This window comes from Azohydromonas lata NBRC 102462 (assembly GCF_001571085.1).
Taxonomy (GTDB): Bacteria; Pseudomonadota; Gammaproteobacteria; order Burkholderiales; family Burkholderiaceae_C; genus Azohydromonas; species Azohydromonas lata.
This window is the reverse complement of the sequence record NZ_BCTC01000149.1, coordinates 1-13312: the sequence shown is the minus strand read 5'-3', so window position 1 is coordinate 13312 and position 13312 is coordinate 1. Positions and strand designations below refer to the sequence as shown.

14 protein-coding genes are annotated in these 13312 nt (G+C 71.7%); 10 read left to right on the top strand and 4 right to left on the bottom strand.

The window, feature by feature from the left end; genetic code table 11:
* The coding region (locus ALA01S_RS28440) for a methyl-accepting chemotaxis protein (protein WP_238455992.1) at nt 1-378 on the top strand (378 nt) is incomplete at its 5' end.
* A 27-nt stretch (nt 379-405) separates the two neighbouring features.
* On the opposite strand, the gene ALA01S_RS28435 is transcribed toward ALA01S_RS28440, so the two are convergent.
* Nucleotides 406-1221 (bottom strand): Crp/Fnr family transcriptional regulator, encoded by an 816-nt coding sequence (locus ALA01S_RS28435; RefSeq protein WP_084268040.1) that lies wholly within the window; start codon nt 1219-1221, stop codon nt 406-408.
* Nucleotides 1222-1223: 2 nt separating this feature from the next.
* On the bottom strand, nt 1224-2435 hold the full coding sequence (locus tag ALA01S_RS28430) for an FAD-binding domain-containing protein (protein WP_066342640.1): 1212 nt from the start codon (nt 2433-2435) through the stop codon (nt 1224-1226).
* A 306-nt stretch (nt 2436-2741) separates the two neighbouring features.
* Here ALA01S_RS28430 and ALA01S_RS28425 point away from each other — a divergent pair, with 306 nt between their 5' ends.
* The 3 genes from ALA01S_RS28425 (at nt 2742) to ALA01S_RS28415 (ending at nt 5713) form a co-directional block, all read left to right on the top strand.
* Nucleotides 2742-3734, top strand: coding sequence for a Bug family tripartite tricarboxylate transporter substrate binding protein (locus ALA01S_RS28425; protein WP_066342636.1), 993 nt, complete (start codon nt 2742-2744; stop codon nt 3732-3734).
* 2 nt (nt 3735-3736) lie between these two features.
* On the top strand, nt 3737-4942 hold the full coding sequence (pcaF, locus tag ALA01S_RS28420) for a 3-oxoadipyl-CoA thiolase (protein WP_066342644.1): 1206 nt from the start codon (nt 3737-3739) through the stop codon (nt 4940-4942).
* 78 nt (nt 4943-5020) lie between these two features.
* Nucleotides 5021-5713, top strand: coding sequence for an HAD family hydrolase (locus ALA01S_RS28415; RefSeq protein ID WP_066342634.1), 693 nt, complete (start codon nt 5021-5023; stop codon nt 5711-5713).
* 12 nt (nt 5714-5725) lie between these two features.
* Here ALA01S_RS28415 and ALA01S_RS28410 read toward each other — a convergent pair whose 3' ends face one another.
* The gene (locus ALA01S_RS28410) at nt 5726-6685 is read right to left on the bottom strand and encodes a LysR family transcriptional regulator (RefSeq protein ID WP_084268039.1); all 960 of its coding nucleotides are present in this window, start codon (nt 6683-6685) and stop codon (nt 5726-5728) included.
* A gap of 75 nt (nt 6686-6760) precedes the next feature.
* Here ALA01S_RS28410 and ALA01S_RS28405 point away from each other — a divergent pair, with 75 nt between their 5' ends.
* From ALA01S_RS28405 to ALA01S_RS28380, 6 genes are all read left to right on the top strand, one after another.
* Nucleotides 6761-7525: an SDR family NAD(P)-dependent oxidoreductase gene (locus tag ALA01S_RS28405; protein ID WP_066342631.1), complete on the top strand. Its 765-nt coding sequence runs from the start codon at nt 6761-6763 to the stop codon at nt 7523-7525.
* Between the two features lie 17 nt (nt 7526-7542).
* Complete coding sequence (locus ALA01S_RS28400; RefSeq protein WP_238455991.1) at nt 7543-9210, top strand: (2,3-dihydroxybenzoyl)adenylate synthase; 1668 nt, start codon at nt 7543-7545, stop codon at nt 9208-9210.
* A gap of 40 nt (nt 9211-9250) precedes the next feature.
* Nucleotides 9251-10093, top strand: coding sequence for an amidohydrolase family protein (locus tag ALA01S_RS28395; RefSeq protein ID WP_066342629.1), 843 nt, complete (start codon nt 9251-9253; stop codon nt 10091-10093).
* A 4-nt stretch (nt 10094-10097) separates the two neighbouring features.
* Nucleotides 10098-10916, top strand: coding sequence for a crotonase/enoyl-CoA hydratase family protein (locus ALA01S_RS28390; protein WP_066342642.1), 819 nt, complete (start codon nt 10098-10100; stop codon nt 10914-10916).
* The gene (locus ALA01S_RS28385; protein ID WP_066342628.1) at nt 10913-11689 is read left to right on the top strand and encodes an enoyl-CoA hydratase-related protein; all 777 of its coding nucleotides are present in this window, start codon (nt 10913-10915) and stop codon (nt 11687-11689) included. The genes ALA01S_RS28390 and ALA01S_RS28385 overlap by 4 nt, the downstream gene beginning before the upstream one ends.
* A 114-nt stretch (nt 11690-11803) precedes the next feature.
* Complete coding sequence (locus ALA01S_RS28380; RefSeq protein WP_066342622.1) at nt 11804-12907, top strand: NAD(P)-dependent alcohol dehydrogenase; 1104 nt, start codon at nt 11804-11806, stop codon at nt 12905-12907.
* A gap of 30 nt (nt 12908-12937) precedes the next feature.
* Here ALA01S_RS28380 and ALA01S_RS28375 read toward each other — a convergent pair.
* Nucleotides 12938-13312: methyl-accepting chemotaxis protein (locus ALA01S_RS28375; protein WP_238455990.1), on the bottom strand; the 375-nt coding region annotated here is incomplete at its 5' end.

The following is a 13312-nucleotide window of genomic DNA, read 5'->3' as shown; positions in this document are numbered from 1 at the left end:
GGCTTCGCCGTGGTGGCCGGCGAGGTGCGCAACCTCGCGCAGCGCAGCGCCAACGCGGCGCACGAGATCAAGAAGCTGATCAACGACAACGTGCAGACCGTGGAAACGGGCACGCGGCTGGTGGACGAGGCCGGCCGCTCCATGACCGACCTCGTGTCCCAGGTGCAGCACGTGAGCGCACTCATACGCGAGATCAGCGAGGCCACCAACGAGCAGACCAGCGGTATAGGCCAGGTCAACGACGCGGTGACGCAGCTCGACCACGTGACGCAGCAGAACGCGGCGCTGGTGGAGCAGTCGGCCGCCGCGGCCGAGAGCCTCAAGGCCCAGGCCCAACGCCTGGTCAGCGCCGTGGGGGTGTTCCGTATCGCCGCCTGAGCCCGGGCGCGCGTCCGCAGCGCGGCGTCAGCGCGCGCCGGCCAGGCGCTCCAGCGCGCCGTGCAACTGCAGCCGCGCGCCGCGCAGCACCCCGTGGCACTCGCAGGCGCGCGCGGCCAGGCCGGCGGCATCCAGCACGCGGATGCGCCCGCGGGCGTAGCGGATCAACCCGCCCGCCTGCAGCCGCCGCGCGCACTCGGTGACGCCCTCGCGCCGCACGCCCAGCAGCGCCGAGAGCCGCTCCTGCGTCATGGGCAGCTCCGGGCCCTGCAGGCGCTCGGAGGCCGTGAGCAGCCAGCGGCTGACCTGCTGTTCCATGCAGTGGTGGCGGTTGCAGGCCGCGATCTGCCCGGCCTGCGCCAGCAGCGCCAGGCTGGCGTGCATGACGGCCTCCTGAAGCGCGGGCAGCCGCCGGCACAGCGCGGCCAGCGCCGCCGCGGGCAGCCGCCAGGCGCCGCCGGGCACCTGCACCATGGCGTCGTGCGCCGCGGGCAGGGGGCCCAGGCAGGCTTCCCAGCCGACCAGCCCTTCCGCCCCCACGAGCGCCACCTCCAGCGACGCGCCGTTGCGCAGCACGCCCAGCGCCGACACCAGCGCGTCGTCCGGGAACCACACCTGCGTCACCGGCCGGCCCCGCTGCAGCAGCACGCGCCCGGCAGGCAGCGCCACGCGCTCCAGGCCGGCCAGGGCCCCGGCGGGCGCCAGCGCGAGCAGGAGCGCCAGCAGCCGGTTGCCCGCCGCGTCGCCGTCGGACTCCTCGCGGCGGGTGGATCGCGGCGCTTGGGCCGGCGCGTCAAGTGGGGCGGTGGCCGGGGCGGCCGCAGCGGCAAGGGTGCTGTGCATGGTCAAAGACTTTCGGCCAGGGGGATGCCGCTTGGGCTGGGCGCGCAGCCCGCCAGCTCGCGGGTGACGGCCTTCCACCATTGGGAGAAGGAACGGCAATGCGTGCGCGGCTCGGGAAACAGCCGCGGCGCCGGGCGGCAGCGCGCCAGCTTGGGCAGCCAGCGCTGCAGGTGCGGCTCGGCCACGGCCTGCACCGAGCGCGCACCGTGCAGCGCCTCGGCGGCCGTGGCGGCGTCGGTGCGCCAGACCACGTCGCACAGCTCGCCCATGCGGGCCTCGACGAAGGCCTGGCGCCGTGCGCTCCAGGGACGCGCGGCGTGGAAGTCCGTCAGCCACAGGCCCACGCGCACGGTGCCGGGCGGCAAGTCCGCAGGCGCCGCGCGCAGGGCCCAGGGGTGCACCAGCCAGACGTGGCGCTGCTCCACCGGCGCCGCCTCGGCCGCCGGCAGCCAGCGCCGCGTCTCACCCACCAGCGCGGGCTCCTGCACGCCGGATACGCCAGGCGCGCCGGCCTCGCCCGCCAGCACCGCGCCGGGGCGGCGGGCCAGGGCTTCCAGCGCCTCCCAGGGCGCCTCCAGGGCCGTGCCGGCGCAGTGCCAGGGCGGCGGCGCGAAGCGCGCGACGTTGGCGGCGTCGAACAGATAGGGCTTGCTGCTGGCCGTGCCGGCCACCCATTGCCAGCTCAGGTGGTTGCTGGCGAGGTCGCCGTCCAGCAGGTGCGCCCACAGCCAGTCGGCCCCGGCGCGCCAGTGCAGCTTGCGGTAATGCACCGCGTAGGCCGCCAGCCACAGGCGGGCATGGTTGTGCAGGTAACCGGTGTCGTAGAGGCTGCGCACGGCGCGGTCCACCACCGGCAAGCCGGTGCGTCCCTCGCGCAGGTCGGCAGGCAGCCCGGCCGCGTAAGCCGCATCGGCCAGCGGCCCGGGGTGCAGGGATTCGAAGATGCCCTCGCCCAACCGCGCCCACACGTGCCGGAAGTACTCGCGCCAGCCCAGCTCCTGCACCAGGCGGTGCTGCAGGTGCAGCGGCTGGCCGCCCGCGGCCACGGCCTGCAGCACCTGCAGCGGCGTCACGAAGCCGTGGGTGATGTAGGGCGACAAGCCCGTGACGGCGCCGTCGAGCGCGTTTCGGGAGCGGGCGTAGGCGGCGGCGTCCACCGCCGCCAGCCGCTCGCGCAGGGCCGCCTCGGTGGGCGGCCAGGCATCCTGGTTCATGGCCTTGAGTCCTGTTTGTCGCAAAGCTTAGGGGCCGACCTGCGCACGGCGCTCAAGGCGGATGCAAGGCAGAGGCGGCGGACCGCTTTTTCAGCGTCAAAGCCGTTTCAACAGGCCTGCGCCAAGGAAGCTTCCGATGCAAAGGCGCGCCGCCACGGCCCTGCCATGACCCGCGCCAGGGTTAGCCCGGGGATGACGCAGCCGCATCACCAGCGCGCAAAGTCCATCTGCCCGGCATGACGGCGCGCTCCTAGAGTCCGCTCCCAGGCGCCCACCGCAGGCGCCACGCACCAAGGAGACAAGCGCATGAACCTCTCCCGCCGCCGCGCCCTCGCCGGGCTGGCCCTGGGCACCACGCTGGGCGCCGCCGCGTGGCCGGCCGCCGCCCAGGGCGGCACCGCCGGCTACCCCACCAAGCCGGTGCGCCTCATCGTGCCCGTGGGCGCGGGCGCGGCGCCGGACGTGGTGGCCCGCCTCATGGCCGAGCGCCTGGGGGCACTGTGGAAGCAGACGCTGATCGTGGACAACAAGCCCGGCGCCGGCGGCATTCCCGGCATGTCGGCCCTGGCCCACGCGCCGGCCGACGGCTACACCCTGGGCTTCGTGCCCGCGGCCATGGCCACCATCACGCCGCTGATCTACAAGAACCCGCAGTTCAACCCCGATACCGACCTCACGCCCATCGCCACCGTGGGCACCAGCCCGCTGCTGCTGGTCACGCCGGCCAGCAGCGGCATCAAGACGCTGGCCGAGTTCGCCCGCCACGCCAAGGCGCAGCCGGGCAAGGTGAACTTCGCGGCGCCGCAGTCCAACTCGCTGCCGCACCTGGCCGGCGAGATGGTCAGCCGCGCCGGCCAGATGCAGCTCTTCTTCATCCCCTACCCCTCGCCGCCGGCCGCCGTCACGGCCGTGCTGTCCGGCGACGCGCTGCTCACCGCCGACGGACTGCCCGGGCTGCTGCCGCACATCAAGGCCGGCCGCCTGCGCGCCCTGGCCGTGACCTCGGACAAGCGCCTGACCGGCTTCGAGGACATCCCCACCGTCGCCGAGACCTACCCCAGCTTCGAAGCCATAGGCTGGTTCTCCCTCTTCGCCCCGGCCGGCGTGCCCACCGCCGTGGCCGAGCAGCTCAATCGCGACGTGGCCCGCGTGATGCAGGCGCCGGAGCTGGTGGCCCGCCTGGCCGAGATGGGCATCTACCCGCGCACCGGCAGCGTGGCCGAGGCGCGCGAGTTCTATCAAGCACAGCGCGGCAGCATGAAGCGCATCGTGGCCGAGCTGGGCCTGCAGGCGCAGTGAACATGAACAACGTCTTCCTCTGCGACGGCCTGCGCACCCCCATAGGCCGCTACGGCGGCGCGCTGGCCGGGGTGCGCACCGACGACTTGGGCGCCCTGCCGATTCAAGCCCTGATGGCGCGCCACCCGCGCCTGGATTGGGCGCGGCTGGACGAGGTCTACTACGGCAACGTCAACCAGGCCGGCGAGGACAACCGCAACGTCGCCCGCATGTGCGCGCTGCTGGCCGGGCTGCCGGTAACGGTTGCGGGCGCGACCGTGAACCGCCTGTGCGGCTCGGGGCTGGAAGCCCTCGCCAGCGCCGCGCGCGGCATCGCGCTGGGCCAACTGGAGCTGGCCATCGCCGGCGGCGTGGAAGGCATGAGCCGCGCCCCGCTGGTCATGCCCAAGGCCACCAGCGCCTTCTCGCGCCACGCGGAAGTCCACGACAGCACCATCGGCTGGCGCTTCGTGAACCCGCGCATGCACGCGCTGCACGGCACCGACGCCATGGGCGAAACCGCCGAGAACGTGGCCGGGCGTTTCAACGTCAGCCGCGCCGACCAGGACGCCTTCGCCCTGCGCAGCCAGCAGCGCGCCGCGCAGGCGCAACGCGAGGGCGTGCTGCGCGAGGAGATCACGCCCGTGCCCGTGCCCGGCCGCAAGGGCGACAGCACGCTGGTGGCGCAGGACGAGCACCCGCGCCCCGACACCACGGCGCAATCGCTGGCGGCATTGAAACCCGCCTTCCGCGCGGGCGGCAGTGTCACGGCCGGCAACGCCTCCGGCGTCAACGACGGCGCCGCGGCGCTGCTGCTGGCCGGCGAGGCGGTAGCGGCGCGCGAGGGCCTCACGCCGCTGGCCCGCGTCATCGGCGTGGCCACCGCCGGCGTGGAGCCGCGCCTCATGGGCATGGGGCCGGTGCCGGCCGTGCGCAAGCTGCTGGCGCAGACGGGACTGCGCATCGGCGACTTCGACGTGGTCGAGCTCAACGAAGCCTTCGCCGCCCAAGCCCTGGCCGTGCTGCGCGAGCTGGGCCTGCCGGACGACGGCGCGCACGTGAACCCCCACGGCGGCGCCATCGCCTTCGGCCATCCGCTGGGCATGAGCGGCGCGCGGCTGGCGCTCACCGCCGCGCTGGAGCTGCGCCGCCGCGGCGGACGCTACGCGCTGTGCACCATGTGCATCGGCGTGGGCCAAGGCATCGCGCTGGCCTTGGAGCGGGCTTGAGGCGCAGGCAGCCCACGGGGCCGCCGGCCTTGGCCCCGGGCCGGCGTGGGCCAGGCCCCCTGGGGTACCCTCGCGCCCATGCTGAACCTGGAAAGAATCCGCGCCATCTCGCTGGACCTGGACGACACGCTGTGGCCCATCTGGCCCACCATTGACCGCGCAGAGCAGGTGCTGCACGAATGGCTCGTTCTCAACGCCCCGCGCACGGCGGTGCTGTTCGACAGCCCCGCCGCGCTGCGTGCCATCCGCAACGAGATGGCCCACCAGCGGCCGGACCTGAAGCACGACCTGAGCGCGCTGCGCCTGGAGTCCATCCGCCTGGCCCTGGGCCAGGCCGGCGACGACCCCGCGCTGGCCGAGCCGGCCTTCAACGTGTTCTTCGACGAGCGCCAGAACGTCACGCTCTACCCCGACGCCTTGCCCGCGCTGGAGTTCCTGGCCGCGCGCTACCCGCTGGTGAGCCTGTCCAACGGCAACTCCGACCTGCAGCGCATAGGCCTCTCGCGCTTCTTCGTGGGCAGCGTCTCGGCGCTGGAGTTCGGCGTGCCCAAGCCGGACGTGCGCATCTTCCACGCCACGGCCGAGCTGGCCGGCGTGCGGGCTGAGGAAGTGCTGCACGTGGGCGACGACGTGCTGCTGGACGTGCTGGCCGCGCGCAACGCCGGCATGCAGGCCGCCTGGGCCAACCGCGTGCAGGCGCTGTGGCCGCACGACGAGGCGCCGGACATCGAGTTCGCCAGTTTCACGGAGCTGTGCGACGCCCTGCGCTGAGCTTCACATCCATCACTCCGGTTGCCCGCGCAACGGCTTCAGCGCCGGCGCGAAGCGCAGCAGCAGGTCGCTGAAGAACTCTGCCGCGGGCGTGAGCGGCAGGTCGGGCCTGCGGATCATCACGATGGTGGGCGCCGGAATGGAGTCCGCAATCGGGATGACCTGCAGTGCCTCGCGCGCCAGCGCGAAGTCGCTCCACTGCCGCGGCAGCAGCGCCAATAAATCGGTACTGGCCAAGGCCACCATCAGCGACAAGGCTGAGGCCGCCTGCAGCATCACCCGCGGCGGCGCCAGGCCGCGGCTGGCGAAGACGCCGGTCAAATCCTCTTCGGCGTTGTAGTCCAGCGAGGGCGTGGCCCACTCCGCCTCCTGCAGCGCCGCCAGCGCGGCCGCGCCCGCCAGCGGGTGGCCCTTGCGCCCAACCACCACGCGCGTGTTCTCGAACAGCGGCGTGGACAGCAGCCCCGGCGCCGGCGGCTGGCGCGGCGAGGCGCCGATGAAGAAGTCCAGCACACCGTTGCGCAAGCGACCTTCCAGGTCCGGAAACAGCCCCTCGATGAGCTTGAGCTTGACGCGCGGATAGCGCCGCCGGAACGCCGGCAGCACGTGGGGCAGCAGGCCCACGTGGGGCATGATGGACAAGCCCGCCGTCAGCGTCCCCTCCTCGCCGCCCGTGGACTGCAACAGCTCGTCGCGCGCGCGGCGCACCTCGTTGACCACCAGGCTGGCGCGCTGGTAGAGCAGCCGCCCCGAGGCGGTGAGCACCATGCCGCGCGGATCGCGCTCGAACAGCACCACGCCCAACTCGCGCTCCAGCGCGCGGATGCTCTTGGTCAGTGCCGGCTGGTCCAGCCCCAGGTGGCGCGCCGCGGCGCGCAAGCTGCCCTGCTCGACGATGGCCACCATGCCCGTCAACTGCTCGATCTTCATGGGGTCAACCTGGGGATGCCACGGCGTTATCAGGCTGGGCATCTTGCCATCTTCTTGAGCATCTCCCCGGTGCCTACAGTGGACTCGTCCACCACACCCACCGAGGAGACAAAAGCGATGAAGACGGACAGGAAGAAGGCCCTGGTCACGGGCGGCGCCACGGGCATAGGCCGCGCCGCGGCGCTGGCGCTGGCCGGCGCGGGCTACGACGTGGCCATCGTCTACGGCTCCAGCGCGCAGGCCGCGCGCGAAACGGCGGCCGAGGCCGAGAAGCTCGGCGCCCGCACCCTGCTGCTGCAGTGCGATGTGAGCGACGACGCCGCCGTGCGCGCCACGCTGCGCCAGGTGGAGGAGGCTTTCGGCCACCTCGATGCGCTGGTCAACAACGCCGGCACCACCGCCACCTGGAAGGTCAAGGACCTCGAAAGCCTGGACATGGCCGAGTGGGACCGCACCTTCGCCGTCAACGTGCGCGGCACCTTCCAGGTCACGCGCGCCGCCGTGCCGCTGCTGAAAAAGGGCAACGCGCCGTCGGTGGTCAACACCGCCAGCATCGTGGGCCTGCGCCCGGGGCCGCAGCCCCTGCCCTACGCCGCCAGCAAGGCCGCGGTGGTCAACCTGACCAAGACGCTGGCCTGGAACCTGGGTCCCGAGATCCGCGTCAACGCCGTCGCCCCCGGCTGGATGGAAGGCGAGTGGATGCAGCGCATGCTCGGCGACAAGTACGACGACCTGATGGGCAAGCGAGGGAAACTCACGCCGCTCAAGCGCTGCGTGACGGCCGAGGACGTGGCCGAGACCATGCTCAACCTCATCCAGGCCAACCGCTTCGTCACCGGCGAGGTGGTCGTCATCGACGGCGGCTTCACCGCCTCCACCTGAAGCCGGAGGCCGCCATGATGGATGGATTCGTCCCCTTCCCCGAGGACTTCGCGCGCCGCTACCGCGCCCAGGGCTACTGGCAGGACCGCTCGCTGGCCCAGGAGTTCTCCGCGGTGTTTCAACGCTTCGGCCCGCGCACCGCGCTCATAGACGGCAAGCGCCGCTACACCTACGCGCAGCTCGATGCGCTGAGCGACAACCTCGCGCTCAACCTGCTGGCGCTGGGCCTGCGCCCGCGCGACCGCGTCGTCCCCACGCTGCCCAACGTGGCGGAGTTCGTGATCCTGTACTTCGCGCTGCAGAAGATGGGCGCCATCCCCATCGCCGCGCTGGTCACGCACCGCTTCGCCGAGATCAACCAGTTCACGCAACTGGCCCAGGCGCGCTGCTGCGTCTACCCGGAAAGCGCGGGCGAGCTCAAGTTCGCCCCCGTCATAGACCGCGTGCAGGCCGCCAACCCCTGCCTGCAACTGCGCCTGGTGCTGGGCCAGCCGGGGCCGGGCGAGCACTCGCTCACCGAGCTGATCGCCAAGCCCGCCCAGGACGACGCGAGCACGCTGCGCGAGCTGGCCATAGACCCCTGCGACCCCTGCATTTTTCAACTCTCCGGCGGCACCACGGGCATCCCCAAGCTGATCCCGCGCACCAACAACGACTACGCCTACAACTCCAAGGTCGCCGCCGACGTGGCGGGCGTGGACGCCGGCTCGGTGCTGCTGCTGGTGCTGCCCATCGCCCACAACCTGCCCCTGGCCTGCCCGGGCATCCAGGGCTTCATGTTCAAGGGCGCCACCGTCGTGCTGCACGCCAACACGCGGCCGGCGGAGATGTTCGCCCTCATCCAGAAGCACGGCGTGACGCACCTGAAAGTGGTGCCGGCCCTGCTGATACGCCTGATCAACGACCCGGCCATCGCCGACTTCGACCTCTGCAGCGTGCAGCAGATCCAGAGCGGCGGCCAGCGCATGCAGCCGGAAGTGCGCCTGCGCACGCGCCAGCTCTTCCGCAACGCTTTTGTGCAGGAGAACTTCGGCATGAGCGAGGGCTTGCTGATGTTCGTGCGCCACGGCGACCCGGAAGACGTGCTGCTCGAAACCTGCGGCCGCCCCGTGTGCCCGGACGACGAAGTGAAGCTCATCGACGACGAGGGCCGCGAGGTGCCGGACGGCGAGGTCGGCGAGCTGGCCTGCCGCGGCCCCTACACGCTGCGCGGCTACTGGGGCGTGCCGGACTACAACGCGCGCCAGTTCACCGCCGACGGCTTCTACCGATCCGGCGACCTGATGCGAAAACACTCCAGCGGCAACTACATCGTCGAGGGCCGCAAGAAGGACCTGATCAACCGCGGCGGCGAGAAGATCAGCGCCGAGGAAGTGGAAAACCTCATCCTCATGCACCCCGCGGTCCAGAACGTGGCCTGCGTCCCCATGCCGGACGCCGCACTGGGCGAAAAGATGTGCGCCTTCGTCATCCCGCGCCGCGGCGCCACGCTCACGCTGCCGGAGCTGACAGCGTTCCTGCTCACCCACGAGATCGCGAAATTCAAGCTGCCGGAGCGGCTGGAGTTGATGAGCGATTTCCCGGTCTCCACCTTCGGCAAGGTGTCCAAGAAGGCGCTGGGCGAGATGGTGGCGCAAAAGCTGGCCGACGAATCCCGGGCCCCGCACACGCCGCAGACCGCCTGAGGTCGCACGCTCAACCAACACGTACACAGGAGACAACCCCATGCGCATCATCGACCTGCACTGCTACCCCGGCACCCAGACCTGGATCGACGCCCAAGGCCCCTACCCCGCCGAGCTGGCGCGCTACTGGAAGCGCGACTGGGTCGCCAAGAGCGAGGAAGACGTGATCAAGGAGTTCGAGGCCGCCGGCGTCCAGGCCTGCCTGGTGGCGCTGGACCTCGAAACCACCGTCGCCACGCCGCCCTGCACCAACGAGTACGTCCACGGCATGTGGCAGCGGCACCCGCAGCGCATCCTGCAATGCTGGGGCGCGGTGGAACCGGCCAAGGGCGAAATCGCCATCCGGCAGGTCAGGAAGGCCGTCCAGGAGCTGGGCTTCGTGGGCTTCCACTTCCACCCCATCATGCAGCACTTCGCCGTCAACGACAGGCGCTTTTATCCGCTGTTCGAAGAGATCGACGCGCTGGGCGCGGCGGTCATGGTCGACGTGGGCACCACCGGCATGGGCGCGGGCATGCCCGGCGGCAACGGGGCCAGAATCCGCCACGCCCACCCCGGCGCAATCGATGACCTCGCAGCGGATTTCCCGAACCTGAAGATCATCATGGCCCATCCCGGCTGGCCCTGGGTCGAAGAGACCACCGCCGTCGCCCTCCATAAAGGCAACGTCTACTGGGAAATGTCGGGCTGGGCCCCCAAGCACTTCCCCGGCAACCTGAAAGTCGACATCCGCGGCCGGCTGCAGGACAAGATCATGTTCGGCAGCGACTACCCCAGCCTGCCCTACGAGCGCATCCTGCGCGAATGGGCCGAGCTGGGCTACGCCGACACCGTCATGGAAAAAGTCATGCACGGCAATGCCGAACGCGTGCTGGGGCTGTGACGCCATGCTGGATGCCGACGCACCCATCCTCTTCGAACGCCGCGGCGCCGTGGCGCTGCTCACGCTCAACCGGCCGGCCACGCGCAACGCACTGGACGGCGAGCCGATGTACGCGGCCTTCGAGTCGCTGTTCGAGCAGCTCAACGCCGACCTGAGCCTGGGTGCCGCCGTGCTCACCGGCAGCGGCAGCGCCTTCTGCTCCGGCGGCGACGTGGCCCAGATGCGCGAGCGCGCCGGCATGTTCGCCGGCAGCCCGCAAGAGATTGCCGGGAACTACCGCCAGGGCATCCAGCGCATCCCGCGCGCCTTCCAGCGGCTGCACCTGCCCATCATCGCCGCCGTCAACGGCCCGGCCATAGGCGCCGGCAACGACCTCGCCTGCCTGTGCGACATCCGCATCGCCGCCACCACCGCGCGCTTCGCCGAGAGCTTCGTGAAGGTGGGCATCGTCCCCGGCGACGGCGGCTGCTGGCTGCTGCCGCGCGTGGTCGGCGCCTCGCGCGCCGCGGAACTGGCTTTCACCGGCGAGGCCATCGATGCGCAGGAAGCCCTGCGCATCGGCCTGGTCTCGCGCGTGGTGGCCCCTGAGGCGCTGCTGGACGAGGCGCTGGCCCTGGCCGGCCGCATCGCAGCCAACCCGCCGCAGGCGTTGCGCTGGACCAAACAGCTGCTGCTGCAGGCCCGCACCGGATCGCTGGACGAGGCGCTGGACGCCGCCGCCCGCTTCCAGGGCTTGGCCCACCATACGGCCGACCACGCCGAGGCCGTGGCCGCCTTCTTCGACAAGCGCCCGCCGCGCTTCGGCCAGGGCGAAGGAACATGAGCGACGACCTCCTGCTGCTGCAGCGTCCCTCCCCCGGCGTGGCCCTGCTGCGCCTGCACCGCCCAACCGTGCTCAACGCGCTCAACCTCGCGCTGCGCCGCGCGCTGGCCGCGGCCTTCGAAAGCCTGGAGGCGGACGAGAGCGTGCAGGCCATCGTGCTGGCCGGCGGCGAGCGCGCTTTTTGCGCCGGCGCCGACCTGCACGAGTACGTGGACGCCACGCCGCCGGACATCATCGGCCGCCATATGGACCGCCTCTGGGGCGCCATCGCGCGCTGCCGCAAGCCCGTCATCGCCGCCGTGCGCGGCCACGCCCTGGGCGGGGGCTGCGAGCTGGCCCTGCACGCCGACCTCATCGTCGCCGGCCAGGGCGCGCGCTTCGGCCAGCCGGAGGTGCTGATCGGCCTCATGCCCGGCGGCGGCGCCACGCAGCGGCTCACGCGCGCCGTGGGCAAATTCCGCGCGATGCGGCTGCTGCTGCTGGGCGAGCCCATCGGCGCCGCCGAGGCGCTGGCCCTGGGCCTGGCCAGCGAAGTGGTGCCGGACGACGAAGTGGAAAGCCGCGCCCTGGCCCTGGCCGCGCGGCTGGCCGCCGGCCCGCAACAGGCCGTGCGCTTCATCAAGGAGGCCGTCATCGAGGGCATGAACCTGCCGCTGGAACAAGGCCTGCAGTTCGAGCGCAAGTCCTTCCAGTTGCTGTTCGCCACCGGCGACAAGACCGAGGGCATCCGCGCGCGGCTGGAAAAGCGCAGCCCGCGCTTCGGACAGCCGTAGCACGCCACCCCGGGCGGCGCGGCCATCGCGACCCTCCGGGACCGTGCCTTGCCTCGGCCGGACTTCCGCGGGCCGCATCGCCGGCCTCGATCACCCCGCCAAGGAGCAACGCACGTGATCCAAACCCAGGGCTATGCCGCCAAGGACGCCTCCAGCCGCCTGGAGCCCTTCACCTTCGAGCGCGAGGAGCCGGCCGCCGACGAGGTGCAGATCGAGGTGCTGTATTGCGGCATCTGCCACTCCGACATCCACCAAGTGAAGAATGAGTGGGGCAACAGCGTCTACCCCTGCGTGCCGGGCCACGAGGTGGTGGGCCGCGTCACGCGCGTGGGCGAGCGCGTCACCCGCCACGCCGTGGGCGACCTCGTGGGCGTGGGCTGCATGATCGATTCGTGCCGCCACTGCGCCCCCTGCCGCCTGGGCGAGCAGAACTACTGCGAGGGGCCTAACAGCTGGCTGGCCACCTACAACGGCCCCATGGTTCCCAAGGCGAAGGCGCCGGACAAGAAGAACCGCTACGGCCGCGACAACACCTTCGGCGGCTACGCGGACTCGCTGGTGGTGAAGGAGGACTTCGTCCTGAAAGTGCCTGCCAGCCTCAAGCCGGAGGTGGCCGCGCCCATCCTGTGCGCCGGCGTCACCACCTGGTCGCCGCTGCGGCACTGGAAGGTGCAGCCCGGGCAGCACGTGGGCGTGATCGGCTTCGGCGGCCTGGGCGACATGGCCGTCAAGCTCGCCCGCGCGCTGGGCGCGCAGGTCACCGTGTTCACCCGCACCGAGGACAAGCTCCAGGACGCCCAGCGCCTGGGTGCGCAGGGCGTGCTGGAGGGCGACGAGGCGGCGCTGAAGCAGCTGGAGCGCAGCCTGGACTTCATGCTCTCCACCGTGCCGGAGAAGCACGACTTGAACCCCTTCATCCCGCTGCTCAAGCGCAATGGCGCGCTGGTGGTGGTGGGTGCGCTGGAGCCCATGGCGTCGGTGAACAACCAGGAGGTGGCCTTCCACCGCCGCAGCGTCGCGGGCTCGCTCATAGGCAGCATCGAGGAGACGCAGGAGGTGCTGGACTTCTGCGCCGAGCACGACATCGGCCCCGACGTGCAGCTCGTCCGCATCCAGGACGTGAACGAGGCCTTCGACAGCGTGGAGCGCGGCGAGGTGCGTTTCCGCTACGTCATCGACATGGCCTCGCTCAAGGGCGAGGCCGCCGCCGCGCGCTGATGGAACGCCCGCGCGGCGCGCGAGCGCGCTTCAGGCCAGCCTGAAGCGCTGCACCGAGTGCGACAGCGCCTGGGCCTGCTCCTTGAGGCTGGCGGCGGCGGCGGCCGACTCCTCCACCAGCGCGGCGTTTTGCTGCGTGGCGTGGTCCAGTTGCGAGACGGCCTGGTTGATCTCGCCAATGCCCTGCGACTGCTCGCCCGCGGCCTGCGTGATGCGGGCGACGATGTCCGAGACGCGCTGCACGCTCTGCACCACGCCGTCTATGGTCTTGCCCGCGGCCTGCGCCTCGTGGCTGCCGGCCTGCACGCGCTCCAGGCTGTCGCCGATGAGCGTCTTGATCTCGCGCGCGGCCGTGGCGCTGCGCTGGGCCAGGGCGCGCACCTCGCTGGCCACCACGGCGAAGCC